We start from the raw sequence: 25594 nt of genomic DNA on the forward strand, positions 1-25594 counted from the left end.
GGCTGCCTGCTCCTTCTGCTTCCTACTTCTCGGCCGCGCCGGCCGCGCTTTTCGCCGGCTCGGCGGGCCCCGGTTCGACGAAGCTGTACGGCGGGAGCGGCCCGTTGACGCTCAGGTCGAGATGCGGATGGCTCTTGCGGAGTCGCTCGACGCCGGCCAGGAACGTCTCGGCGGAGTGCCGGTCCAGGAGGAAGGACAGGTTGACGAGCCAGCCGGTGGATTCCGGCCCCACGCTGAGGGCGGCCGCCTCGGGTTCCAGGGCCTGCCGCACCTCGGCCGCGTCCTCGGCCTCCCGGGCCTTGACGGCGCCCACCACCATCTCGCCGAGCTGGAGCCGGCTCTCGTAGGATCCGCCGCCCGCCTTCCGGTTGGCCTCGGCCAGGGCGCGCAACTCGGGGTTCTCGGACATCACGCGGTGCAGCACGGCCTCTTCGACGTGGCTGGCCTTGACGTTGTACTCGACCTTGCCGTCGAGGGTGCGCAGCCGCTCCAGGTAGTGGTCGGCGCGTTCGGCGAGGACGCCGGTGACGGTGTCGTCGTCCGGAGCGACGCTGCCGAACCGCATGGGCAGCACGCAACCGCCGCCCCCGGCCTCCGCCAGCACGTTCTGGTGGGCGAGCAGGTCGCGGCGCTTGGGCCGGAGCCCTTCGGGCGCCTCACTGACGATGGCGGCCAGCTCACCCTCCGTAAGTACGCGCACGCGGCGCGGCGGGTCCCCGACTCCGTCCATGCCGTCGGGCAGATCGGGGTGCGCGGCGGCCGTGATGCCGTAGACGTACGTACTCACTCCTGTTCCTCCCTCTCCCTGCGACGCGCCGGGGCGGTCTTACGGGTGCGCGGCCGGGACTCGGTCCCGCCCGACTCCGAGTGCTCCTCGCGGGCCTGCTTGAAGGCGTCCGAGATCGTCTCGGCGGCCCCGGAGAGCGCGCCTTTCGACTTGCCGCGGGCGCCGGACTCGGTGACCTCGCCGACGATGTCGGGCAGGCCGGGGTCCTTGTGGGGGCCCGATTCCAGGTCGAGCCGGTTGCAGGCCTCCGCGAAGCGCAGATAGGTGTCGACGCTGGCGACGACGACCCGTATGTCGATCTTCAGGATCTCGATGCCGACCAGGGAGACCCGCACGAACGCGTCGATGACCAGCCCCCTGTCAAGCACGAGTTCGAGCACGTCGTAGAGGCCACTGCTGCCGCCTCCGCCGGTCTGCTGTGCCGGTACAACGGTCATGCCAGTCCAACCTCTTCCATGTCGTGGGACCTGTCCGCGGGAACGGGCGGCCGGCCTAGCGGCCGCCGGGCCTGCGCGCGTCGGAGCGTCCGCGTTCGTAGCGGCTCACGCGCCGGTAGCCGGTGAGCTGTCCTTGGGGGTCGAGTTCGACCTGGTAGCTCGCCATCAGGCTCATGGTGTCGGGCACCCTGGGCAGTTCCAGGACTTCGACCGCCAACTCCCAGCCGTCCTCGGTCTGTTCGAAGGACGACACGGACTCGGCGGCCATACCGGTGAGCTCCGCGAGCTGGGCGCGGGCCTGGCGAAGCACCTCCATGGGGCTCGGCCGGTCCGGTGCCGTGTCGGGTCCGTCGTCGCGCTTGCGTTCTTTGCGTGAATCCTGCGTCTGAGACGTGTCGTTTGTGTTCGTCATGGCCACCTCTTGGTCCGAGTGGCCGGAGGTTCCAGGGTCAAACCTTCACAACCGGTCGTTGACGCGGTGCGGTCAGCCGGATGCGTCGCGCAACGCGTCGAGCCGCCGCCGGGCCGGCCCGAGCGCCCGGCCCCGGGCGGGGATGTCCGCCCAGGGTGCGGTCCGTGCCTGGTCGACGGCGTCGGCGAGGGTCCAGCGCCGGGCGTCCAGGGCGGGGTCGGCGAGCTGGTCCCAGGTGATCGGAACGGCGACGGGGGCGCCGGGCCTGGCCCGCACGGTGTAGGGGGCCACGGCGGTCTGGGCGTAGGCGTTGCGCCCCATGTCGAGAAAGAGCCGGTCGCCGCGGTCGTCCTTGCGGACGGCGGTGGTGAGCCGGTCGGGGTGCTCGGCGGCGAGCAGGTCGGCCAGGTCCCGGGCGAAGCCGCGGACCTCGTCGAAGTCGTGCCGGCCGTTCAGCGGTACGACGAGGTGCAGGCCCCGGGACCCGGTGGTCATGGGCGCCGACGGCAGCCCGAGCCGGTCGAGCAGGTCACCGGCCCAGCCGGCGGCCTCCCGCACCGGGGCGAAGTCCGTACCGGGAGGGTCCAGGTCGAGGACCAGCCGGTCGGGACGGTCGGGCGCGGCGGTGCGGGAGAGCCAGCGGTGCAGGGTCAGGCAGGCCTGGTCGGCGAGGTACACGAGGGTGGCGGTGTCGCCGCAGACCACATGGGTCACGGTCCCGCCCTCCTTGGCGACCTCGGCCCGCCCGATCCAGTCCGGGTAGTGGGCCGGGGTGTTCTTCTGCATGAACCGGGGGCCGTCCAGGCCGTCGGGGTACCGCTCCAGCATCAGCGGACGCCCGCGCAGGTGCGGCAGCAGGTACGGCGCGACGGACTTGTAGTAGTCGACGAGGTCGGCCTTGGTGTACTCCTTCGCGGCGCCGTCACCGCCCCCGTCGCCGGGGAAGAGCACCTTGTCGGGCCGGTGCGTCCGCACCGTCCGGCGGCCCGCCCGTACCGGCCGCACCTCGTCCGGGGTCATCGCACGACCGCCTCCTCGACCAGCAGCCGGCCGGCCGCCGCGATGGCGTCGGCGTCGATCCCCGCGGCGTGCAGCTGCTGGTCCGGGGCGGCCGAACCCGGCATGGTGCGGACGGCCAGCCGCACCAGCCGCGGCACGGGCCGCCCGTCGGCGAACGCCTCCGCGACCGCGTCGCCGAGCCCGCCCTCCTCGTGGTGGTCCTCGACGGTGAGCAGGCAGCCGGTCTCCTCGGCGGCGATCCGCAGCGTCTGCCGGTCGACGGGCTTGACGGAGTACAGGTCGACGACCCGGATCCGGATGCCGTCCTCGGCGAGCGCGTCGGCGGCCTTCAGCGCCTCGTGCAGGGTGACCCCGGCGGCGACCACGGTCAGCCGGTCCTCCTCGGAGGAGCGCAGCACCTTGCTGCCGCCGACCGGGAACTCCTCGTCCGGGCCGTAGATCACCGGGCTCGCCCCGCGCGAGGTGCGCAGGTAGCGGATGCCGTCGAGCCCGGCCATGGTGGCGACGAGCTTGGCGGTCTGGTTGGCGTCGCACGGGTAGAGCACGGTCGAGCCGTACACCGAGCGGAACATCGCCAGGTCCTCCAGGCCCATCTGGGAGGGCCCGTCCTGACCGATGGCCACGCCCGCGTGCGAGCCGACCAGGTTGATCCCGCTGCCGCTGACGGAGGCCATGCGCACGAAGTCGTGGGCGCGGCTGAGGAAGGCGGCGAAGGTGGAGGCGTACGGCACCCAGCCGCGCGCGGCCATGCCGACGGCGCCGGCGACGAGTTGCTGTTCGGCGATGTAGAACTCGAAGTAGCGGTCGGGGTGTTCCTTGCCGAAGAGTTCGGTGCGGGTGGAGTCGCCGACCTCGCCGTCCAGCGCGACGACATCGGCGCGGGCGTGGCCCAGCGCGACGAGCGCCTTGCCGAAGGCGTCCCGGGTGGGGACCTCCTCCCCCTTGTCGTAGCGGGGGAGTTCGAGTGCGCCCGTGGGCACGGAGTGCAGCGCGCGGGCCGCCTGTGGCTCCTGCACATGGACCCGGATATCGCGGATCCCGCCCAGTTCGGCGACGGCCTCCTCGGGGTCCGGCAACGGTTTGCCGTGCATGCCCTCGCGGTCCTCCACGGCGGCGACGCCCCGGCCCTTGCGGGTGCGGGCGAGGATCACGGTGGGCTGTCCGGCGGTGGAGGCGGCCTCACCGCAGGCGCGGTCGACGGCGTCCACGTCGTGCCCGTCGATCTCCACGGTGTGCCAGCCGAAGGCCTGGAAGCGGCGGGCGTAGGCGTCGAGGTCGTGGCCGTGCCGGGTGGGACCGCGCTGGCCGAGCCGGTTGACGTCCACGATCGCGGTGAGGTTGTCGAGGTGCTCGTACCCGGCGTGCTCGGCGGCCTCCCACACGGAGCCCTCCGCCAGCTCGCTGTCCCCGCACAGCACCCAGACCCGGTAGCGGCCGTGCTCAAGCCGTTTCCCGGACAGCGCGATGCCGACCCCGACCGGGAGGCCCTGGCCGAGCGATCCGGTGGCGGTCTCCACCCACGGCAGCCGGCGCGGGGTGGGGTGCCCCTCCAGGTGGCTGCCGAGTTTGCGGAAGGTGAGCAGTTCGGCGTCGTCGATGGCGCCGGCCGCCTTGTAGGCGGCGTACAGCAGCGGCGAGGCGTGGCCCTTGGAGAGGACGAAGCGGTCGTTGCCCGGATGGTCGGGCCGGTCGAAGTCGTAGCGCAGATGGTGGGCGAGCAGGACCGCCATCACATCGGCGGCGGACATCGACGAGGTCGGATGCCCGGACTCGGCCGCGGCGGCCGCCCGCACGCTGTCCACGCGCAGCTGCTGGGCGAGTTCTACGAGTTCGGCGGTGTTCATGAGGCTCCTTCCGGAGGGTGGTCCGTGACGGATTCGGGGGCCTTCGGCAGCTCGGGCGAGGCCGTGTCCAGGGGCACCGACCAGGACCGTACGAGGCCCAACTGGACGCCCTGGCGCGGCAGTACGGCGTCGAGCAGCCAGTCGGCGGCGACCCGGGCCCGGCCCCCGGGCATCGCCGCGAGGTGGTAGCCGCGGGTCACCAGCCCGGCGGGCGGCCCGGACAGGGGCACCCCGAGCGGGTCGGCGGCGGCCTGCACGCCTCCCAGGTCGACGACGAACCCCAGGTCGCGATGGCGGTACGAGCGCCGGTGCCGTCCGAGGCCGAGCGAGGCGGCGACGTTCTCGGCGGCCACCCGGCCCTGCCGCCAGGCGTGCTGCGCGGTCATCGGCGTGAACGCGCCGGGATTCACGAGGTCGGGTACCGCGGCCGCGTCCCCGCAGGCGAACACGTCGGCGCAGCCCGGTACTTGAAGGTACGGATCGACGATGAGCCGCCCCTTCTCCAGGGGCTGCCCGATGCCTTCCACGAGCGGGTCGGGCCGTACGCCCACGCACCACACCAGGGTCCGCGACGCGACGAACTCCCCGTCGGAGAGCAGCACCCCGTCCCGGGTGGCCTCCTTCACGGAGGTCCCCGTCCGCACCTCGACCCCCCGTCGGCGCAGCACCCGGTCGGCCGTGCGGGACAGCTTCTCGTCCATCCCGGGCAGTACCCGGGGCGCCACGTCCAGCAGCAGCCAGCGCGGCCGCACCCCGTGCGGCAGACGGTTGCGGCGGGCCAGGTCGACGGTGAGCATCCGCATGTGGGCGGCGACCTCGGTCCCGGTGTACCCGGCGCCGACCACGACGAAGGTGCACCGCGCGGCGGCGAGGTCGGCGTCGGGGGCGACGGCGGCCAGCTCGATCTGCCGGATCACATGGTCACGGAGATAGAGCGCCTCCGGCAGCCCCCGAAAGCCGTGCGCGTGCTCGGCGACCCCGGGGATGGGCAACAGCTTGTTGACGCTGCCGACGGTCAGCAGCAGCCGCTCGTAGCCGAGGCTGCCGCCGACGCCCTCGGGGTCGGTGTAGTGCACGCGCTGCCCGTCCAGTTCGACACGTGCCGCCTCTCCGAGCACCGTCCGCACCCCACGAAGGGCACCGGACAGCGGGAGAGCGATCCGCCGGGGATCGAGGATCCCCGCGGCGACCTGCGGCAGCAGGGGCAGATACAGAAAGTAGTCCGTCGGGTTGAGCAGGGTGATCTCGGCACGGTCCCGGGCCGACCGCGCGAGCGTACGGGCCGCGCGGTACCCGGCGAACCCGGCGCCGACGATCACGATCCGGGGTCGACGACTCACGGTGCGCCTCCGGGGTTACGACGAGGTCCAAGGCCACCCACGTAACCGTAGGCTCGACCTCGAAACACCGCGCGTCGAAACATCGCCCGCTGAAGCGCGCCCCAACGGGCGCGGGGCTGTGGCCCATATACGGCTGCCGTCGCGTGGGCGCGACCAGCCCCCATCGCCCCGCAGCGGACCACGACCGCAACGCAGACGGCGGCGCTCCCCGTCAGCCCCGGTGATGAGGCGACTCCGGATCCGTACCCGTCCTGCCCGGCACCCCCGGCGGCTCCGCCGGGATCGGCGGATACGGCAGCCCCATCCCGCCGGGCGGTGCCCCGGGCGCCGTCCCTCCGATCACCCGGTGCGGCGCATGCGGCCTCTTCGGCCGCCCCGCCTCCCGCAGCGCATAGGCGACCGCGCCCAGGATCACCGCGGTGACCAGCGCCGCGGCCCATGCCGGCAGCAGGATCGCCCACGCCAGCCCCATGGCCAGCGCCACGGCGGCCCCGGCGTAGAGGGCGACCGCGCCGGACGCGCCGTACAGCAGGGCGGCCCGCCGCCGCTTGCGGCCCTGCTCGCGCAGTTCGTCCCGCACGGTCTCGCGGGCGACCTGTGCCAGCTCGTCGACGAGGTCCTTGTCCAGATGTTCGAGATGGTCCAGGTGTTCCATACCGTGCGGGTACCCGGACCGGAATCGCCGTAACAGGAGATCACCGGAGGTGACGCCATCCCGGCCCGCGGCAACTAGGCTCGGGCGCATGGAGATTCTGGGCGCCTCCCTGCGCATCTGCGTCGACGACCTCGATACCGCGATCCCCTTCTACGAACGCCTCTCCGGCGGCAGAGCCCAGCGCTTCGAACGCGGCGGTGTCCAGGTCGCCGCGGTCGGCTCCTTCCTCCTGATGAGCGGACCGGAGGCGGAGCTGGAGGTGCTGCGCAAGGTGGCCGCGACGATCGCGGTGAAGGACGTCGACGCGGCCCACCGGCTGCTGGACGACCTCGGCGCCCGCATCCTCGCGGGGCCGGTGGCCACGCCCGCCGGCCGTAACCTGCTCGCGATGCACCCGGACGGTTCGCTCTTCGAGTACGTCGACCAGCACCGGGACTGATCACAGGTCCTGCGGCCGCATCCGGAAGTCGTACCGGGCGGGCAGCGGCTCGTCACCGAGCCGCGCCCACAGCCGGCCGAGCGCGTCCGACCCCTCCCGCAGGTCGGCGACCTCGAACCCGGCCTCGAACACGGCTCGGGCCGCCGCCCGCCGCCCCTCCGCGAGCAGCAGCTCGGCCTCCAGCAGCCGGAACCGGCCGCGCTCCCGGGTCACGGGCGGCAGCGCCGCCCACACGGCGCGGGCGTCGGCGGTCCGCCTTACCCGCAGCAGCGCCTCGACGGCCTCGCGGCCGAGCGCCGCGCAGGCCGCCGTCCAGGTCTCGCCGTCGTCACGGACCTCCCGGCACAGGTCGTCGAAGGCGTCGGCGTACCGCTCGGCGGCCCGCTCGTGCTGCCCGTACTCCTGGTCGGCGACGGCGAGACAGCGCAGCAGCGGCCAGAGCGACGGGGCGAGCGGCAGGGCCCGCTCCCAGCTGCGGACGGCCTGGGCGCGATCGCCGGCGTGCCACTGGGCGACGCCGAGGTGGTACTCGGTGTGCGGGGTGGCGGGGGCCGTCTCCAGCATGTCCCGCCAGTGCGGGGCGACCAGGGTCGGTCCGGGCGGCCGCACCCGGCGGGGTTCGGGCAGGGTGCCGGTGCGCAGCAGCTCGCGCCAGGGAGCCTGTTCCTCGGTCAGCGTCCGCTCGGCGAACGGCGTGCCGGGCAGCTTCCAGTCCGCGCGCAGCACTTCGAGGGCGCCCCAGCCGGAGCCGGTGGCGAGGAGTTCGCCGGGTTCGGTGTCGGCATACGGCTTCCACGCGGCGTGGGCGGCTTCGAACCCGGCGCGCGGCAGGGCGAGTTCCAGCCGCTCCGCGACGCTCTCGGGCGACGCCGCCGACAGCGGGCCGTACGCCTCCAGCCAGGACACCTCGCTCTCCGCCTCAAGACGGACGTGCTCCAGCTGGGTGCGGGCCAGTCCGGCCTGGATCTCGCGGTAGCCGCCGGTGCCGGGTCCGCCGAGCCACTCCTGCCAGCGGCGGCCACCGGGCCCCGAGCCCCACACGAACTGTTTCCGGCCGCGCAGTTCGTCGGTGGAGGTCTGCACCAGGCCCTGGCCGTCGGCGTCCAGCGCGGCGATCCAGCGGCGCCGCCCGTCCGGGATGTCGTAGAACCAGTCGCAGGAGTACGGGGGTTGGGCGTCGTACGCCGGAGCAGGCACCCGGTGCGGTCGGCGCTCGGGCCCGAACTCCCAGGCCTCCTCGGCCGGGACGACGATCCGGCGGTCCTCCGGTACCGCGGTGTTGGACCACCAGTAGACGGGCACCGGGTGTTCGTGCGGGTTGCGGACACGCACACCGGCGTACAGGAAGTCGGAGCCGTCCGGCAGCCACAGGTCGACCTGGAAGGGCAGGTCGCGCAGCCGTTCCCACTCCCACAGGCGGAGCATCTCCCCGCCGTCGGGGGCGGGGACGCGGGCCGCGTGGAGCGGAGCGCAGGAGAGGGTGGTGTGGCCGGTGGCGCCGATGTTCCACTCGATGCCGCCGGCGTACCAGGCGCCGTTGAGGGCGAGGTTGGCGGGCTGGAACACCGGGTTGCGGTGGAGGAGTTCGCGGCCGGTGGGCAGGTGCACGAGGGAGGCGACGCGGCCGCCGAGGCCGGGCAGGACGGTGGCGCGCAGCCGGTCGTTCTCGATGACCAGGGCGTCGAACCCGCGAGGCGTACGTGTTCTGCCGTAGCCGTCGCGGATCCGTACCGGGAGGAGGCTGCGCAGCGGTTCGTGGCCGAGCCGGCGGGCCACGTCCCGGGGCAGGTCCTCCCGGTCACGCTCGTCGACGCGGTGATCCCCCACTGCCTGAAGGGCGTGGGCGGTGCCCCCGTCGTCGAGGAGGCGGAGCGGCGGCAGCGGGTTGTCCGGGCCCAACTCCGCCGCGGGCAGGGTCAGTACCTCACGTCGGATCCTCGTCACGATCACCATGGAACCCGGCACCGGGCGAGCCGGCCAGGGGAGCTGCCGGTCAGGATTGCGCAAAGGTCAGCCGGTCGGCCGCATCTCCGCCGTGATCGCCCAGCGTTCGTGGTCCCGCCAGGCCCCGTCGATGTAGATCATGTTCGGCGAGAAGCCCTCCAGCCGGAACCCGGCACCGCGCGCGAGCGCGATCGACGCGGCGTTGCCGGGCTGGGCGTTGATCTCCAGCCGGTGCAGCCGCATCGGCCCGAAGGCGTAGTCCACGACCAGGCCCATCGCCTCCCGCATCAGCCCGCGCCCGGCCGCATGCGCGAACACGCCGTACCCGAGCGCACCGCACTGGAAGCCGCCCTCGACGATGTTGTTGATGTTGATGAACCCGGCGATGGCGCCGTCGGCGTCCTTCTCACAGACCAGGAACCCGGCCTTGCTGCGGTCCTCGATCAACCGTCCCGCGTAGCCGGCGTAGGCCGCGTCCGTGGTGGGCGGGAACAGCCAGGGCTGGTGGAGGTCCTTGCTCTCCCGGGTACGGGCGATGAACTCGGCCCCGTCCTCGTAGGTGAAGTGGCGGATGCCCACGCGGGGGCCCTCGGCGAGATAGCGGGAAGCGGTGTGCGGCATCCCGACACCCTACGACGAGCCGGCGCGGACGTTGTCCCGAATACGCCCCGCGGGCCCGGAGGGCCAAGCCCGGCGGCGCGGCCCTCCGGGTGGGTCCTCAGCGCAGGGCCGGCTCCAGCAGCGTCAGCGTGCCCGCGTCCGCGTCCAGCTCGGCGGCCACCCCGAGCGGGACGGTCAGGGCCGCGTCGCAGTGCCCGAACCCGAACTCCTCCAGCACCGGCACACCGAGGCCGCCGAGCCGGTCGAGGAGCATCGGCCGTACCCGCTCGTAGGGCCCGCACCGGTCCCAGGAGCCGAGCAGGATCCCGGCGACGCCGTCGAGCCAGCCGGACCGCAGCAGCTGGGTGATGCTGCGGTCGAGGCTGTACGGCGCCTCTCCGACGTCCTCCAGGAGAAGCAGACCTCCCCGGGCACCGGAATGGGTGTGCGGGGTGCCGACGCCCGTGGCGAGCAGCCGCAGGCAGCCGCCGACGGTGACGCCCCTGGCCCGGCCGCCCACCAGCGCGGCGCCCCGGGAAGGGACCGTGCGGACCGTCTCCGGGGCGAAGAGGGTGGCCCGCAGATGCTCCTGCGCCTCGGTGCTCTTGACGAAGTCGGCGCCGGCGGCCACCGGCCCGTACAGGGTGGCGAGCCCGAGCCGGGTCGCGAACGCCTCGTGCAGCACGGTCGCGTCGCTGAAGCCGACGAACACCTTCGGCCCGGCCGCCCGCATCGCCTCCCAGTCGAGCAGGTCGACGAGGCGCTGCGCGCCGAAGCCGCCGCGCGCGCAGAGCACGGCGGAGACGGACGGGTCGCACCAGGCCTGCTGGAGGTCGGCCGCGCGCTCCGCGTCGGAGCCCGCGAGGTACCCCAGATCGCCGTCCGTGGCGAGCACATGGGGTGCGACGACCGGGTCGAGGTCCCAGCCGCGCAGGATGTCGAGGCCGGCCTGGAGCCGCTCCTCCACCACCGGTCCGCTCGTCGCCACGACGGCGATCCGCGCGCCGGCGGAGAGCCTCGACGGCCGTGTCAGTTCCGCCACTTCGGTCAGTTCCGCCACTTCGGTCACTTCACCAGTTCCAGCTCGGGGATTCCGGGCACGTCCAGCCCGAACACCTGAGCGTAGAGGGCGAGCTCGGCCTCCAGCGCGCGGACCAGGGTCTCCGCGCGGCGGAAGCCGTGGCCCTCGCCCGCGAAGGTGAGGTACGCGTGCGGCACCGGGCGGCCGTCGAGCCGCGCGAGGAAGCGTTCGCACTGGGCGGGCGGGCAGATCACGTCGTCCAGCCCCTGAAGCAGCAGGAAGGGCGCGGTGAGCCGGTCGGCGTGCTCGCTGGGCGACCGCTCGGCGTACCGCTCGGGCACCTCGGCCAGCGGGCCGATCAGGGATTCCAGGTACTGGGACTCGAAGTCGTGGGTCTCCCCCGCGCCCCAGCTGGTGAGGTCGAGGACGGGGTAGGAGATGGTGCCGCAGGCGTAGACGTCGGTGCCGGTCAGGGAGGCGGCGGCGGTCCAGCCGCCGGCGCTGCCGCCGCGGATCGCGAGCCGGGCGCGGTCGGCGGTGCCCTCCTCGGCGAGGGCCAGCGCGACGGCCGCGCAGTCCTCGACGTCGACGACACCCCACTGCTCGCGCAGCCGCTCCCGGTACGCCCGCCCGTATCCGGTGGAGCCGCCGTAGTTGACCTCGGCTACGCCGATGCCCCGGGAGGTGAAATAGGCGATCGCGAGGTCGAGGACGAGCGGTGCCCTGCTGGTGGGGCCGCCGTGCGCCCAGACGACGTACGGCGGCAGCTCGCCCTCGGGGGCGGTGTGGCCGGGGTGGTGGGGCGGATGAACGTGGGCGTGCACCTCGCGGCCACCGGGGCCGGTGAAGGTGCGGACCCGCGGCTCGGGGTAGTGGGCGGGGTCGACCGGGTCCTGGTGCGGGGTGCCGACGACCCGGGCCCGGCCGGAGGCGGTGTCGAGTTCGACGACCTCGTGCGCGGTGCGCGGGCCGGCGCCGACCGCGACCACCCGGTTGCCGTGCACGGCGAGGGTGGCGGAGAACTCGGTCCACTGTCCGGCGGCGTCGGCGATCTCGCCGGTCTCCGGATCGAGGATCCCGAGTGCCATCGGCCCGCGGCCGTGGAGGACGGCGATCAGCCCGTCGTCGAGCGGCGCGAACCAGTTCTGGCCGAGCCGCCAGAGCGGTCCCGCGAACTCCTCCTCGCGCGGGCACAGGGGTACGTCGTCGCGGTACAGGTTCCACCAGCCGCTGCGGTCGCTGGTGTACAGCAGCCGGTCGTCCGCGGACCACTCCACCTGTGCGACGGCCTCCGTGGGACCGCCGGCCACGGTGCGGACCGTGTGCAGGACTCCGTCGGCGCCGACCTCGCCGACCAGCAGTTCCGTGCCGTCCCACGGCATCCGCGGATGGTCCCAGGCGAGCCAGGCGGCCCGGCGCCCGTCGTGCGACAGGCGCGGCCCGGTGACGAACCGGTGCCGTTCGCCGGTGAGTTCGCGTACGGCGGCCCGGTCGTCGGCGGCCGAGCCGTCCAGCGGTACCGCGGCGAGCACCCGGCGGACGTCGGTGGGGCCGTCGCCCGTGAACTCCTCCAGGACACACCAGACTTCGTCCCGGCCGAGCAGCAACTGCGGGTCCGCCCACCGGGGTCCGGGCGGGGTCAGCGGCCGCGGCTCCCCGCCGGGCTCGTACCGGTACAGCCGCTGGTCGTCGAAGTGGACGAACACCAGCAGCGGTTGATCGCCGCCGTCGGGTACGGCACCGGCCCAGGGCCGTCCGCCGTACTCGATGACCCGGCTGCGGACGTTCCACGGCGCGGGCAGCACGGACTCGCCGGTGGAGCCGCGTACCAGGGTCCTGCGGCCGCCCTCCGCGGGCCGGGGCTCGGTCCACCAGGGCTCGTCGCCGGCGAAGCCCACCCACTCGGCGAAGCCGTCGTGCGCGGCGGCCAGGGCCGCGTCGATGGGTGAGGGCCAGGAGCCGTACGCCTTCGTCTCCACGTTCTCTCCTACTCGCCGATGCCGTGCCACTCGGTGCTGTGCGGTGCTATGCCGTGCGCAGGAAACGGTCCAGGACCTGGACGCCGAAGTGCAGGGCCGCGACGGGGACGCGTTCGTCGACGCCGTGGAACAGCGCCTGGTAGTCCAGGTCCTCGGGCAACTCGAGCGGGGTGAAGCCGTAGCCGGTGATGCCGAGCCGGGAGAACTGCTTGGCGTCGGTGCCGCCCGACATGCAGTACGGCACCACGTGCCCGTCGGGGGCGAACTCCTCGACGGCGGCGCGCATCCGGGCGTAGGTCGGTGAGTCCAGCGGTGCCTGGAGGGCGACCTCGCGGTGGTGGAACTCCCAGTCGACGTCGGGGCCGGTGAGGTGGTCGAGGGTGGCGCGGAACTCGTCCTCGGTGCCGTACAGGTAGCGCCCGTCGACGAAGGCGACGGCCTCGCCGGGAACCACGTTGATCTTGTAACCGGCGTTCAGCATGGTCGGGTTGGCGCTGTTGCGGACGGTGGCCTCGACAAGGGCGGCGGCCGGGCCGAGCTTGTCGAGGAGCACGTCGACGTCGGAGAGGTCGGGTTCGATGCCGTAGAGGGCGGCGAGTTCGGTGAGGGCGGCGGTGACCGTCGGGGTGAGCCGCAGCGGCCACCGGTGCTCGCCGATGCGGGTGACGGCGGCGGCGAGACGGGTGACCGCGTTCTCCTTGTTGACCTTGGAGCCGTGTCCGGCCCGGCCGCGCGCGGTGAGCTTGAGCCAGGCGGTACCGCGCTCCCCGGCGGCCACCGGGTAGAGGCGCCGGCCGCTGCCGTCGTGGAAGGTGAAGGCGCCGGACTCGCCGACGCCCTCGGTGCAGCCCTCGAACAGTTCGGGGTGGTGGTCGGCGAGGAAGCCGGAGCCGTCCTCGGCGCTGGCCTCCTCGTCGGCGGTGAACGCGACGACGATGTCCCGGCGCGGCCGTACCCCTTCCCTGGCCCAGGCCCGGACCACGGCCAGGATCATCGCGTCCATGTTCTTCATGTCGATGGCGCCCCGCCCCCACACGACCCCGTCGCGGATCTCCCCGGAGAAGGGGTCGACGCTCCAGTCGGCGGCCTGTGCGGGGACGACGTCGAGGTGGCCGTGGACGAGGAGCGCGTCCGCGGTCGCGTCCGTCCCCTCGATCCGGGCGACGACGTTGGTGCGCCCCGCGGTCCGCTCGAGCAGGATCGGCTCCAGACCCGCCCCGGCGAGCCGCTCGGCCGCGTACTCGGCGGCGGGCCGCTCCCGGCAGTCGCCGCCGCCGAAGTTGCTGGTGTCGATCCGGATCAGCTCGGAGGTGAACCGGACGACCTCCTCCAGTGCCTGCTCGTCAGCCATACTGCTCCTCCACCGCGGCCGAGACGATCGTGGTGACCGCCTTGAAGGTACGGATGCCGTCGTACATGGTGCCCTCGGTGTACGCGACCTTCCGCTCGCCGACCTGGTCCACGCCGGGGACGACGGTGGCGGCCAGGGCGAGGTGCTCCGCGTCGAACTCGAGGGCGATCGTGAAGGGCCCGCCGGTCACGGGCTCGTGCCGTACGGCGAGCCGGGCCGCGTCCTTGGCGGCGGCACGGATGTCGGCGGCGGTCCGGGCGGGCGTCCGGCACACCGCCGCGTACCGCGACACGTGGTCCTTGACGGCTACCTTGAGGGCCTCGGGCGCGTAGCCGAGGGCGTCCTCGCAGGCCAGGTCGTCGCCCGTGACGAGGACGACCGGGACGCCGTACTCGGCGACGACGTGCGCGTTGAGCAGGCCCTCGCTGGCGCGGACGTCGTTCAGCCAGACGCCGGTGACGGAGTTCGGGAGGTAGGTGTGGGCGAGGACGCCCTCCATGCCGGCGCCGGTGTGGTACCCGACGAAGGCGATGCCGTCGACGTCACCGTGCTGGACGCCCTCGACCATGGAGAGGGTCTTGTGGCGGCCGGTGATCATCTGGGCGCGCTCGTCGAGCTGCTCCAGGAGCAGGTTGCGCATGCTCCAGTGGGCCTCGTTGATGAGGACCTCGTCGGCGCCGCCGTCGTAGAACCCGAGGACGGCGGCGTTGACGTCGGAGGTGAACATCGGCCGGCACCGCTCCCACTGCGGCGCGCCGGGCAGCACGTCGCCGGGCCAGGTCACCCCGGTGGCGCCCTCCATGTCGGCGCTGATGAGGATCTTCATGGACCGTCACGTTACGCGCCGCAGGGGGCCGGGGCCACGGTGCGGACGGCGGGTCGGCCGCCGTCCGGCCCCCTCCCTCAGCTGTCGCGTCCCGCCAGCACCCACCTGGACGGCAGGACGATCACTTCGCCGTCCGGCGTGACCTCGGTCGTGGTCAGAGGCAGTTCGCCGCTCGCGAGGACGGCGAGGCCGGCGTTGCGCAGGTACTCCGGGACCGCGGCGTCGGCGACCTCGCCGGGGGCGATGCCGTGCCGGAAGACCGGGGCGAGCTTGGGCGGCGGTCCCGACGGGCTCTGGGCGAGGCCGCCGAGAACGGGCCGGGCGGCCTCGGCGAGCTCGACGAGGAAGGCCCGGCCGCGGCTGCCGACGAGCGTGGCGATCGTGTCGATCACGGGCTGCCGGTCGTCGGGTTCGCACTGGTGCAGAACGCCCCGCATGTAGACGTTGGCGTCGCCGAGCTCCGCGTGCAGGGCCTCGCCCTCGCTCTTCTCGGCCGCGTCGAGCAGTCGGTAGCCGGCCTGTCCGGCGGGGTCGGCGTGCCGGGCGTGGTCCAGGGCGGCCTCGGAGATGTCGGTGCCGAGGACGCGTGGGAAGCGGCCGGCGAGGAATCGGGTCTGGGTGCCGTTGCCGCAGCCGAGGTCGACCAGGGGCAGGCCGGGGTCGGTGAGGTGGGGTTCGAAGAGGGCGGCATGGACGGCGGCGGTCACGGCCGGTTCGGCGTCCCAGAACACCGCCCCCGGCTCGTCGGGCGCCTCGCGCCAGAAGCCCTCCCAGGCACTGCGGTACCGACTCGTCACGCTCATGGCCCAACTCCCCAGGATGCAGCCGCGTATGACCCGCCGTAAGTGACGGGCCAGTACGGTTTACCCTGCGCGGGTTTCGGCCACAAGCGCCTGGCGCTTTCCTTCACCACGCGTTCGACGGACGTGCGCCCCCTGGTCTGCGGTGCGCGGGTCAGCGGCGCGGTGCGGTGAGCTCGAACCAGACGGTCTTCCCGGCCGCCGTACGGCTGGTGCCCCACTCCCGGGCCAGCGTGGCGACCACCCGCAGTCCGCGTCCGGCCTCGGCGCCGGGGTCCGTGCCGAGCAGGGTCGGCAGGGTGTGGTCGTCGTCATCGACCTCGCACAGCAGGGTCTCGCCGCGGATCAGCCGGAGCTGCACCGGGCGGCTGTGGGAGTGCCGTACGGCGTTGGTGACGAGTTCGCTGACCATCAGTTCGGCGGGGTCGGCGAGCCGGGCGAGGCCCCAGTCGTGGAGCTGCTCGCGCACGACGGCGCGGGCCCGGCGGACCTCGGCCGGGTCGAGGGCGAGCCGCCATTCGGCGACGTCCTCGGGCTCGATGCCGTTGAGGCGGGCCATCAGCAGGGCGACGTCGTCCTTGCGGCCGCCACGGGTGTTGAGGGCGCGGATGATGGTGTCGCAGGCGTCGTCCATGGAGGCGGCCGGGTGGGCGGCGGACTCGCAGAGGGTGGCGAGACCGACACCGATGTCCTCGCCGCGCATCTCGACCAGTCCGTCGGTGCACATGACCAGCCGGTCGCCGGGTTCGACGCGCACCCGCAGCGACTCGAAGGCCACCCCGCCGACGCCGATGGGCGCCCCGGTGGGCAGGTCCAGGAGCTCACTGCGCCCGTCGACCGCGCGCACCAGCACGGGAGGAATGTGGCCCGCGTTGGCGAGGTGCAGTTCGCTCTCGATCGGGTCGTAGACGGCGTAGAGGCAGGTGGCGAGGTAGCCGTCGCCGAGGCGTTGCGCCAGGTCGTCGAGGTTGCGCAGGAGTTGGGCGGGCGGCAGGTCCAGCGCCGCCATGGTCTGCACGGCGGTCCGCAACTGGCCCATCATCGCGGCCGAGTTGAGGCCGTGGCCCATCACGTCGCCGACGACCAGGGCGGTGCGGGCGCCGGGGAGTTTCACGGAGTCGAACCAGTCGCCGCCGACCCGGCCGAGCAGGGTGCCCGGCAGATAGCGGGTGGCGATGTCGCAGCCCGCCATGCGCGGCGGGATGTGCGGCAGCATGCTGTCCTGGAGGGTCTCGGCGACGCTCTCCTGGTAGGTGTACATGCGCGCGTTGTCCAACACGAGCCCGGCGCGGGCGGCGAGTTCGGCACCGGTGACCCGGTCCATGTCGTTGAACATCTCGCGCGCCGGGTGGCGCAGCAGGATCATGAAGCCGAGCACGACATTGCGTGCCTTCAGCGGCACGACCAGCATCGAGCGACCGGTGATCAGCGGGCGGATGTCCCGCTTCTCGAACTGGGAGGCGATGGCGTGGCCCATCTCCTCGCTGATCCGCGGCACCAGGACCGGCTCGCCGGTGGTCATGCACTGGAAGAACGGGGTGTGTGCCGGGAAGGGCATGGCCTCGCCGACGGGGACGACGTCGTCCCAGCGGCCGGGTTCGTCGGTGTGCTCCAGGGCGACCCGGTGCCACATGGTGGTGGTGTCGGGCACGCCGTCCGGGAAACCCTCGCCGGCGACGACCTGTTCGCGCAGGTAGGTGCCGGCGACATCGGTGAAGCGGGGGACGACGGCTCTGCTGACCTCGACGATGGTGCGGGACAGGTCGAGCGAGGTGCCGATCTTCCCGCTGACCTCGGTGAGGAATTCCAGGCGTTCGCGGACGGCCGCGTACTCCAGGTCCTCGCCCTCGTCGTCGGCGAGGTCGGCGGGCACCGGCAGGCCCTGGGCGGCGACACGCGCCGCGCGCTCGCGGCGGGCCATCCGCTCGGTACGCCGCGCGACGCCCCAGTCGGGGGTCACGGGCACCCGGTCGTTCTGGCTGAACTCCAGGATGGGGTAGCCGAGTTCGAGGACCTGGGCGACGATCCGGGCGCTTTCGTCGACGCTCATGCTGGGCAGGATCTCGGGCAGCCGGCGCGCGAGTTCCTCCGCGCCCGGAAAGTCGGTGTGCAGGGCGAAGCCGGGCGCGATGCGCTCGAAGGCGATGCCCTCGTCCTGCTCGGCCCGGCGCAGCCGCTCGGCGTCGGCGGCGAGCACCAGCAGCCGTTCGTTCCCCGGCCCGACCAGCGGGTAGGCCCACCAGAGCACATCGGCCCGGTCGCGGTCGGGCACGGTGAGCCGGGCACGGCCCGCGGCCGGGTAGTTCAGCCGTCCGTCGAGGGAGGACTCCAGGTCGGGGCCGAGTCCGTCGTACGCCGCGTACGCGCCGTACGGGGTGATCTCGTCGTCCTCGGGGAGCGCGCCGGAGACGGGCAGCAGGTCGAGGACGGAGCGGCCGATCGCCTCCTCCTTGGCGGCGCCGAAGAGCCGCCGGGCGCCGGTGCTCCAGTGCGAGACCTGGCCCTCGCGGTCGACGACGACCACGGCCAGGGGGATGCGGCCCGCCACGCCGTCCCCAGCACCGAGGCTGGGATGTGTGTCCCGCTCGCTGCCATGGTCCATGGCCCAGGCCCTCTCTCCCCACGGCTCCGCAAAAGATCTGTGCCGCCCGCCACTACCGTACGGTGGCCGCCGGTCGCGATGTGTGGCAATCCTGGAATTGGTTTCACCGGGTCGCACCGGCGCGCAGGTCCGCGCCCCTTACGGTGCGCGAACCGCGTCCACCGTGCCCCGGCCGCTCCTCGCTCTCAGTCCTCGTGGCCCAGCTGGAGATCGCGTTCGGTGCGGCCGCCGCCCGCAACCTGGAGGACGGTGGCGACCGGCGGGTAACCGGCGGCGATGACCGTGTACTCGCCGGAGGACAGGTCCACGAACCGGAACGTTCCGTCGGCACCGGTGGTGAGGGTGTCCACGACGTTCCCGGCGGCGTCGAGCAGAGTCACCCGCGCGTCCTCCACCGGCCGGCCGCCGCCGGCCCGGACCGTGCCCTTGAGCACGGCTCCGCCGGCGAGTTCGACGTCCTGCCGGGTCTCCCGGGAGGCCTGGACGGTGACCGGGAGGGCGGCCGGGCGGAAGGCGGGGGCGCTGGCGGCGAGGGTGTACTCGCCGGCCACCAGCTCGGTGATCACGTAGCCGCCCTCACGGCCGCTGCGGACGCTGGCGACGACCTCGCCGTGCACGTTGGTGAGGGTGACGGTGGCGTCCCGTACCGGGGTGCCGTCGGCGGTGAGCACGCTGCCCGCGAGCCGCCCGGCGCCGCCGAGGACGACGTCCAGTTCGACGGGCCGCTCGCCGACCGTCACGGAGACGGCCTGCGGCTGGTGGCCGCCGGCGGCGGCGATCAGGACGTACGCCCCGGAGCCGGGCGTGGCCAGGGCATACCGGCCGTCGTCGCCGCTGGCGCCCCGGCCGATCTGCCGGCCGACGGCGTCGATGAGGGTGAGCGCGGCGCGCGGCACCGCGGTCCCGTCGGGGTGCTGCACCGTGCCGCAGACGGGGATCCCGGCGCCGGTGCGCGGTGACCGGGCCTGCGGGATCGGGGCGTTGGCGGATGTCGGTGCCGTTTCGGCGGTGGGGTGGGACACCAGCGGTTTCTCCTTGAGGAAGCAGGCGACGAGCAGGCCGAGGACGAGCACCGGGACCAGGTAGAGGAAGATCCTGGGCATCGCGTCGGCGTAGGCGCGGATGTAGGCGTCGCGCAGCGCAGGGGGCAGCGCGTGGACGAGCTGCGGGGTGAGGGACTCGGGGTCGGGCAGGCGGGTGCCGGCGTGGGCGGGGAGACGTCTGTGCAGGGCGTCGGTGAGCCGGTCGGCGAAGAGGGTGCCGAAGACGGCGGCGCCGACGCTGCCGCCGATCTGCCGGAAGTAGTTGTTGGCACTGGTGGCGGTGCCGAGGTCGGCGGGCCGTACGGAGTTCTGCACGGCGAGGACGAGCACCGGCATCACCATGCCGATCCCGGCGCCGAGGACAGCCATCCAGATGCTGTACTGCCAGCGCGGTGTGCCGACTTCGAGGCGGGACAGCAGCCACATCCCGACGGCGGACACACCGCCGCCGAGCAGCGGGTAGATCCGGTAGTGCCCGGTGAGGCTGATGAGCTGTCCCGCGACGATCGAGGCGCCGACGATCCCGCCCATCATGGGCAGCATCAGCAGCCCGGAGCCGGTCGCCGAGGCGCCGTCGACCATCTGCAGGAAGGTCGGCAGATAACTGGCGGCACCGAACAGGGCGACCCCGACGACCAGTCCGACGAGTCCGGTGACGTTGAAGACGGAGTCCCTGAACAGCCGCAGCGGGATGAGGGGTTCGGCCGCGTGGTGCTCGGCGACGGCGAACAGCACCCCGGTGGCCAGCGCGCCCGCGCCCAGCCCGAGGATGACGCGCGAGCCCCACGCGTACTCGGTCCCGCCCCAACTGGTCAGCAGCACAAGGCAGGTCGAGGCGGCCGCCAGCAGCAGGGTGCCCAGCACGTCGAAACGGGCCCGGACCTGAGGCTTCGGCAGTTTGAGCACGAGGGTGATGACGGCCAGCGTGACCAGCCCGAAGGGCACGTTGACGTAAAAACACCAGCGCCAGGAGAGGTGGTCCGTGAAGTACCCGCCCAGCAGCGGCCCGGCGACGGAGGCGAGGCCGAAGGCGGCGCCGATCAGTCCCATGAAGCGGCCGCGCTGCCGGGGCGGCACGATGTCGGCGATGATCGCCTGCACGCCGATCATCAACCCGCCCGCGCCGACGCCCTGGACGGCACGGAAGGCGATCAACTGGTCCATGCTCTGCGCCCGTCCGGCCAGCGCGGAGCCGACGGCGAAGACGAGGATCGCGAACTGGAAGACGCCCTTGCGGCCGATGAGGTCGCCGAGCTTGCCGTAGACGGGGAGGCCGACGGTGGAGGTGAGCAGGTAGGCGGTGATCGCCCAGGACATCCTGTCGAGGCCGTGCAGCTCGCCGACGATCTTCGGCAGTGCGGTGGCCACGATCATCTGGTCCAGCGCGGCGAGGAGCAGGGCGAGCATCAGCCCGCAGAAGACCAGCCGGGTGCGGCGCGGCCCGAGTCCGGAGGCCGGAGCGGGTTCCGGCACGGGGGCGTCCGCGGGCGCCGCGGCCGGTTCCTCGTACTGCACCAGCGTCGTTCCGCCCACGTACCGCTCCCCTCGTCGCACCTGCGCACAATTGCCGCTTTATTTCCCGTAGGGCGACAACTGCGAGCAAGCGCGACGAGTTACGGCACGAGACCGGCCGAATCGGAGATCCACTCGAACCGGTGAGGGAGCCAACACCCCCTGTTCATCCGGAGGTTACTCACCTCCGGATGAACCGGTACTACTTCTCGACCTCGGTGGCGAGCTTGTCGAGCACCTGGTCGTAGATCCGGCCGAGGCCCTTGGGCGCGAAGGTCTTCTCGAAGAAGCCGCCGATGCCGCCGGCGCCCTGCCAGGTGGTGTGCACGACGACCTTGGCCCTGCCCTCCCCGGCCGGGGTGACGCGCCAGGTGGTGACCATGGACGAGTTGCGGTCCTTCTCGACCAGCTCGCCGTCGGTGGGCTCACTGACCTCCAGGAGGCAGTCCCGGACCCGCTTGCTGGTGGCCTGCAGCTTCCAGTGGACGAGGGTGCCCTCGCCGTCGCCGCCCTCGCGCACCTCGTACTCGCTGAAGTGCTCGGGGAGCAGCTTCGCGCGCGTGCCGCTGTAGTCGGCGATCGCGTCGAACACCGTCTCCGCGTCCGCGCCGACGATCCGCTCCGTAGTGGCCTCGACCTGCGCCATCGCTTTCCTCCAGCACCTGAGTTCTCGGGGTTGCGCCAAGCCAACCACCCCGGCACCCGGCCGCCCAAATCGGGGTGCCGCAAGCGATCGGAAACGCGACCGGAAACGGCGTCCGCGCGGTCTCCACAGATCGTTCGCACGATCATGGGAACAGATGTTCTATTCTCTGTACAGTGCTACCGAGGAGGCGTCATGCGCTGGGAGAACCTCACCGAGGAGGCCGATCACGGCCGGGCCGGGGCCGCGTTGTTCGGCGCGGACGCGGTCACGACCCGGACCTTCGACACACCTGAGTTCCGAGGAATCACGTTCCACGAGGTGCGGGCCCGTTCGATCATCAACCGGGTGCCGGGCGCCTCGCGGATGCCGTTCGAGTGGACGGTGAACCCGTACCGGGGTTGCTCCCACGCGTGCGTGTACTGCTTCGCCCGCAAGACCCACAGCTATCTGGACCTGGACACCGGGATCGGCTTCGACACCCAGATCGTGGTCAAGGTCAACGCGCCGGAGCTGCTCCGCCGGCAGCTCGGCTCGCGCCGCTGGCTCGGCGACCACATCGCGATGGGCACCAACGTCGACTGCTACCAGCGCGCCGAGGGCCGCTACCGGCTGATGCCGGGGATCATCTCCGCCCTCACCGAGCACGCGAACCCGTTCTCGATCCTCACCAAGGGCACCCTGATCCTGCGCGACCTGGACCTGCTGCGCCGGGCCGCGGACGTCACGGACGTCGGCATCTCGGTCTCGGTCGGCTTCGTCGACCCCGAGCTGTGGCGCACGGTGGAGCCGGGCACCCCGGCCCCCGAGCGCCGCCTGGACGTCGTCCGCGCCCTCGCCGGGGCCGGCATCGGCTGCGGGGTCCTGATGGCGCCGGTGATCCCCTTCCTCGGCGACCACCCGGCCCAGCTCCGGGCCACCGTGCGGGCGATCGCGGCGGCCGGGGCCACCTCGGTGACGCCCCTGGTGCTGCATCTGCGGCCGGGCGCCCGCGAGTGGTTCATGAGCTGGCTCGCGGCCCACCACCCGCACCTGGTGCGGCGCTACGAGCGGCTGTACGCGGAGGGCGCCTACGCGCCCAAGTGGTACCAGCGCCGGATCACCCGTCAGGTGCACGAGCTGGCCGAGGAGTACGGCATCGGGCCGAACCGCGCGGGCACCGCCCGCCGGATCCCGGTACCGGCGGCGGAGGAGGAGCCCGCGCTGCCGGAGCCGACCCAGCTCACCCTGCTCTGACCGACCTGCGGGCCCGGGGGCGTTCGGGCGCAAGCCTCGGACCAATTGGGTCATTCATCGTCAGAATGCGTTCTTCCGGGTCCCGTTTCCGGGACGATGCGGCGAGGACCGTGGCACGCGCGGTCCGCGACCCTCCGTCCTGGGAGGACCCATGCGAACACGCGCAGCCGTGCTGTGCGCCGCCGCCGCTGTCGTGGCCGGTTCGTTCACCGCCCTGCCCGCGAACGCCGTCACCCGAGCCCCCGTCCAGGTGTCCCCGGTGGCCTGGAGGAAGTGCGGCACCACCGACTACCCGACGCTCCAGTGCGGCTCCGTCAAGGTGCCCCTCGACCACCGGAACCCGCGCGGAAGGCAGATCACGCTCGCCCTCTCCCGCGTCCCGCACACCGCGTCCGTCTCTCAGGGACCGCTGCTGGTCAACCCGGGCGGCCCCGGCGGCAGCGGGCTGGCCCTCGCGGGCTTCGTGGCGTCCACGCTGCCCAAGAAGGTGGCCGCCCAGTACGACGTCATCGGCTTCGACCCGCGCGGTGTCGGGAAGAGCAGCCCGGCGATCGACTGCGCGCCCGGCTACTTCAGGCCGGTGCGTCCCGACTCGGTCCCGGCCACCCCCGCCCTCGAACAGGCGAACCTCAAGCGGGTGCGGTCGTTCGCGGCGGCCTGCGGCAGGAAGTACGCGAAGCTGCTGCCGTACCTCGACACGGTCGACGCCGCACAGGACCTGGACTCGGTCCGCCGGGCCCTCGGCGCCCGGCAGATCAGCTACTTCGGCTACTCGTACGGCACCTACCTGGGCGCGGTCTACGCGAAGCTGCACCCGGACCGGATCCGCCGCCTGGTCCTGGACTCGATCGTCGACCCCACCGGCGTCTGGTACGACGACAACCTGAGCCAGGACCACGCGTTCAACGACCGCCAGCGCGCCCTGATGGCGTGGATCGCGAAGTACGACTCGACGTACAGGCTCGGCACCGACCCGGAGAAGGTCGAGGCCAAGTGGTACGCCATGCGGGCCGCGCTGGCGAAGAAGCCGGCCGGCGGCAAGGTGGGCGCCGCCGAACTGGAGGACACCTTCATCCCCGGCGGCTACTACAACGGCTACTGGCCCTACCTGGCCGAGGCGTTCTCCGCCTACGTCAACGGCAAGAAGACGGCCGCCCTGGTCGAGGCCTACCAGAACTTCGCCGCCGTCGACGCGTCCGGCGACAACGGCTACAGCGTCTACGCGGCCGTCCAGTGCCGGGACTCCTCCTGGCCCCGGGACTGGAACCAGTGGCGCAAGGACAACTGGGCGGCGTACGAGAAGGCGCCGTTCATGGTCTGGAACAACGCCTGGTACAACGCGTCCTGCGCGTACTGGCCGACGAAGACCCTGAGGCCGCCGAGCATCGCCAACGGCAAGCTCCCCCCGGTCCTCCTCTTCCAGGCGACGGACGACGCGGCCACCCCCTACCAGGGCGGCGTCACGGTCCACCGCCTGCTGGCCCGCTCCGGCCTGGTCGTGGAGCAGGGCGGCGGCAACCACGGCATCACGCTCAGCGGCAACACCTGCCTGGACACCCACCTCGCCGCCTACCTGACCGACGGCACGGTCCCGCACGGCACCGGCACCGCCGACGCGGTCTGCAGGAAGACCCCCGACCCGAAGCCCCTCACCACCAAGGCGGCCTCGACGTCGTCCCGCGGCTCGACCCTGCACGGGCTGCTGGGTTTCCGCGGCTGAGCGGCGCACCTGCGGCCCCGGTGACCCGGAAACGCCGGGCCGCCGGGGCCGTTCGCCGCCTAGGGTGCCCCCATGAACGACGGCCCCCTCCGCATCCGCCCGATGACCCTCGACGACTGCGACCGTGTCTCGGAGATCCGCATCCGGGGCTGGCAGTACGCCTACCGGGGCCTCATGCCGCAGCCGTTCCTGGACGGGCTCAGTGTCGAGCGGGACGCCGAGCGGCGGCGGGCCCGGTTCCGGGACGGCGGGAGCGGGGTGTCGGAGCTGGTCGCCGAGCGAGGCGGCACGATCGTGGGGTGGGCGGCGCACGGGCCGTACCGGGACGGTGAAGTGCGCACCGGTGACGCCGAGCTGTACGCCATCTACGTGGATGCGGCACACCTCGGCACCGGCGCCGGGCGGGCGCTGCTCGCGACGGTGCTCGAGCAGTGCGCCGGGCACCCGCGTCTGTATCTGTGGGTGCTGAAGGAGAACGCGCGCGCCCGGCGGTTCTACGAAGTCGCGGGCTTCGCGGCCGACGGCGCCGAGGAGCCGTACGAGGTCGACGGGGTGCCGGTGCCCGAGGTGCGGTATGTCAGGGAGCTCGGCGTCACCTCTGCCTAGGGATGCGGGCGAGTGCCTGGACGGCCGCCTCGGCGAGGGTCGGGTGCGCCAGGGCCTCGGTCAGGACGCGGCGGGCGCGGGTGTCGCCGAGGGTGCCGAGGCCGTCCACGCAGGCGAGGGCGACCTTGCGGTAGGGATCGTGCGGGCGCAGGCGGCGTTCCAGGGTGGTGATCAGGGCGGGGACGGACTCCGGTGCGCGGAGTTCGACCAGGAGGCGGACCGGGTGCAGGGCGTAGGCGACACGGAGTTCGTTGGTGGCGAGGGCGGCGGCCGCGCGGGCGGTACGCGGGTCGTGCAGCCGGGCCAGGGCGTAGGCGGCGGAGGCGCAGCGGGGTGGGTCGCGGTGGTTGAGGAGGAGGACCAGGGTCTCGAAGGCCCGCCGGTCACCGGCCGTCCCCAGCCGGAACGCCGCCAGCTCCCTGGCCCACAGGGGCTGTCCTGCCGCGGTGAGCACCTCCGCCAGTTCGTCGTGGTCCTCGGTGGCCAGAAGCCGGTCGTAGGCGGCCGTTCCGTGCGACTCCTGCCGCAAACGCTCCGTGAGTGATCGCAACTCTTCGTCCACGAAGCCCAGCGTAGAGGGGTTGCGGCGACCGAGGGACGTACATCACAAAGTCGGAGGGCTGGCGCGCTCGTTACCCGCCGGTTAAGCTCAATCGAGCGAGTGTCACCCACTCGCACCACCGCTCACGCCGGTTTGGTGACGCAGCCGCCGTGAGTGTCAGGTCGGTTCGGTACCTCGGTACCGCAGTACGACCCGGCTCCGGGACAGGGCCGGTC

At 72.9% G+C, this 25594-nt stretch carries 22 protein-coding genes; 4 read left to right on the forward strand and 18 right to left on the reverse strand.

Features of this window, described 5'->3' with window-relative positions; genetic code table 11:
• Positions 1-22 precede the first annotated feature (22 nt).
• The 7 genes from ACFY0P_RS23290 to ACFY0P_RS23320 form a co-directional block, all read right to left on the reverse strand.
• Positions 23-787 carry a GvpL/GvpF family gas vesicle protein gene (locus ACFY0P_RS23290; RefSeq protein ID WP_388916172.1) on the reverse strand — a complete coding sequence of 255 codons (765 nt, stop codon included), beginning with the start codon at positions 785-787 and terminating at the stop codon, positions 23-25.
• Positions 784-1224: a gas vesicle structural protein GvpA gene (locus ACFY0P_RS23295; protein WP_388916175.1), complete on the reverse strand. Its 441-nt coding sequence runs from the start codon at positions 1222-1224 to the stop codon at positions 784-786. The genes ACFY0P_RS23290 and ACFY0P_RS23295 overlap by 4 nt, the downstream gene beginning before the upstream one ends.
• 55 nt (positions 1225-1279) lie before the next feature.
• Positions 1280-1636: a gas vesicle protein gene (locus ACFY0P_RS23300; protein ID WP_351493548.1), complete on the reverse strand. Its 357-nt coding sequence runs from the start codon at positions 1634-1636 to the stop codon at positions 1280-1282.
• 72 nt (positions 1637-1708) lie between these two features.
• On the reverse strand, positions 1709-2656 hold the full coding sequence (gene ligD / locus ACFY0P_RS23305; protein ID WP_388916178.1) for a non-homologous end-joining DNA ligase: 948 nt from the start codon (positions 2654-2656) through the stop codon (positions 1709-1711).
• Complete coding sequence (locus tag ACFY0P_RS23310; protein WP_388916180.1) at positions 2653-4500, reverse strand: transketolase; 1848 nt, start codon at positions 4498-4500, stop codon at positions 2653-2655. Before ACFY0P_RS23310 ends, ligD begins: the two co-directional genes overlap by 4 nt.
• Positions 4497-5840 carry an NAD(P)/FAD-dependent oxidoreductase gene (locus ACFY0P_RS23315; protein WP_388916183.1) on the reverse strand — a complete coding sequence of 448 codons (1344 nt, stop codon included), beginning with the start codon at positions 5838-5840 and terminating at the stop codon, positions 4497-4499. Before ACFY0P_RS23315 ends, ACFY0P_RS23310 begins: the two co-directional genes overlap by 4 nt.
• 211 nt (positions 5841-6051) lie before the next feature.
• Positions 6052-6495 (reverse strand): phage holin family protein, encoded by a 444-nt coding sequence (locus ACFY0P_RS23320; protein WP_388916186.1) that lies wholly within the window; start codon positions 6493-6495, stop codon positions 6052-6054.
• 88 nt (positions 6496-6583) lie between these two features.
• Between ACFY0P_RS23320 and ACFY0P_RS23325 the strand changes: the two genes are divergently transcribed.
• Positions 6584-6934 carry a VOC family protein gene (locus tag ACFY0P_RS23325; protein ID WP_388916189.1) on the forward strand — a complete coding sequence of 117 codons (351 nt, stop codon included), beginning with the start codon at positions 6584-6586 and terminating at the stop codon, positions 6932-6934.
• On the opposite strand, the gene ACFY0P_RS23330 is transcribed toward ACFY0P_RS23325, so the two are convergent.
• The 10 genes from ACFY0P_RS23330 to ACFY0P_RS23375 all read right to left on the reverse strand — a co-directional run bounded on the left by ACFY0P_RS23330 (position 6935) and on the right by ACFY0P_RS23375 (position 21258).
• Complete coding sequence (locus tag ACFY0P_RS23330; RefSeq protein WP_388916192.1) at positions 6935-8887, reverse strand: DUF5107 domain-containing protein; 1953 nt, start codon at positions 8885-8887, stop codon at positions 6935-6937.
• Between the two features lie 57 nt (positions 8888-8944).
• Entirely contained in the window at positions 8945-9499 is a 555-nt protein-coding gene (locus tag ACFY0P_RS23335; protein WP_388916195.1) for a GNAT family N-acetyltransferase, read from the reverse strand.
• A gap of 97 nt (positions 9500-9596) precedes the next feature.
• On the reverse strand, positions 9597-10520 hold the full coding sequence (locus ACFY0P_RS23340) for an LD-carboxypeptidase (protein WP_388916401.1): 924 nt from the start codon (positions 10518-10520) through the stop codon (positions 9597-9599).
• A 23-nt stretch (positions 10521-10543) separates the two neighbouring features.
• Positions 10544-12478, reverse strand: coding sequence for a prolyl oligopeptidase family serine peptidase (locus ACFY0P_RS23345; protein WP_388916198.1), 1935 nt, complete (start codon positions 12476-12478; stop codon positions 10544-10546).
• Between the two features lie 46 nt (positions 12479-12524).
• Positions 12525-13829: a M20/M25/M40 family metallo-hydrolase gene (locus ACFY0P_RS23350; RefSeq protein WP_388916201.1), complete on the reverse strand. Its 1305-nt coding sequence runs from the start codon at positions 13827-13829 to the stop codon at positions 12525-12527.
• Positions 13822-14655 carry a M55 family metallopeptidase gene (locus ACFY0P_RS23355; protein WP_388916204.1) on the reverse strand — a complete coding sequence of 278 codons (834 nt, stop codon included), beginning with the start codon at positions 14653-14655 and terminating at the stop codon, positions 13822-13824. The genes ACFY0P_RS23350 and ACFY0P_RS23355 overlap by 8 nt, the downstream gene beginning before the upstream one ends.
• Before the next feature lie 77 nt (positions 14656-14732).
• Positions 14733-15458, reverse strand: a complete 726-nt coding sequence (locus tag ACFY0P_RS23360) for a class I SAM-dependent methyltransferase (RefSeq protein WP_388916207.1) — start codon at positions 15456-15458, stop codon at positions 14733-14735.
• A gap of 151 nt (positions 15459-15609) precedes the next feature.
• Positions 15610-18057 carry a SpoIIE family protein phosphatase gene (locus tag ACFY0P_RS23365; RefSeq protein ID WP_388916210.1) on the reverse strand — a complete coding sequence of 816 codons (2448 nt, stop codon included), beginning with the start codon at positions 18055-18057 and terminating at the stop codon, positions 15610-15612.
• 185 nt (positions 18058-18242) lie between these two features.
• Positions 18243-20633, reverse strand: coding sequence for an MFS transporter (locus tag ACFY0P_RS23370; protein ID WP_388916213.1), 2391 nt, complete (start codon positions 20631-20633; stop codon positions 18243-18245).
• A gap of 181 nt (positions 20634-20814) precedes the next feature.
• Positions 20815-21258 (reverse strand): SRPBCC family protein, encoded by a 444-nt coding sequence (locus tag ACFY0P_RS23375; protein WP_388916216.1) that lies wholly within the window; start codon positions 21256-21258, stop codon positions 20815-20817.
• Positions 21259-21450: 192 nt separating this feature from the next.
• On the opposite strand from ACFY0P_RS23375, the gene ACFY0P_RS23380 reads away from it, so the two are divergent.
• The 3 genes from ACFY0P_RS23380 to ACFY0P_RS23390 all read left to right on the forward strand — a co-directional run bounded on the left by ACFY0P_RS23380 (position 21451) and on the right by ACFY0P_RS23390 (position 24817).
• A complete protein-coding gene (locus ACFY0P_RS23380; protein WP_388916219.1) occupies positions 21451-22491 on the forward strand; it encodes an Rv2578c family radical SAM protein in 1041 nt (346 codons plus the stop codon).
• A 151-nt stretch (positions 22492-22642) separates the two neighbouring features.
• Positions 22643-24211: an alpha/beta hydrolase gene (locus ACFY0P_RS23385; RefSeq protein ID WP_388916222.1), complete on the forward strand. Its 1569-nt coding sequence runs from the start codon at positions 22643-22645 to the stop codon at positions 24209-24211.
• 72 nt (positions 24212-24283) lie between these two features.
• Positions 24284-24817 carry a GNAT family N-acetyltransferase gene (locus tag ACFY0P_RS23390; RefSeq protein WP_388916225.1) on the forward strand — a complete coding sequence of 178 codons (534 nt, stop codon included), beginning with the start codon at positions 24284-24286 and terminating at the stop codon, positions 24815-24817.
• On the opposite strand, the gene ACFY0P_RS23395 is transcribed toward ACFY0P_RS23390, so the two are convergent.
• A complete protein-coding gene (locus ACFY0P_RS23395; protein WP_388916228.1) occupies positions 24804-25379 on the reverse strand; it encodes an adenylosuccinate lyase in 576 nt (191 codons plus the stop codon). The two genes, ACFY0P_RS23390 and ACFY0P_RS23395, sit on opposite strands and share 14 nt — an antisense overlap.
• Positions 25380-25594: the final 215 nt, after the last annotated feature.

The organism is Streptomyces sp. NPDC001714 (assembly GCF_042892755.1).
Classification (GTDB): domain Bacteria; phylum Actinomycetota; class Actinomycetes; order Streptomycetales; family Streptomycetaceae; genus Streptomyces.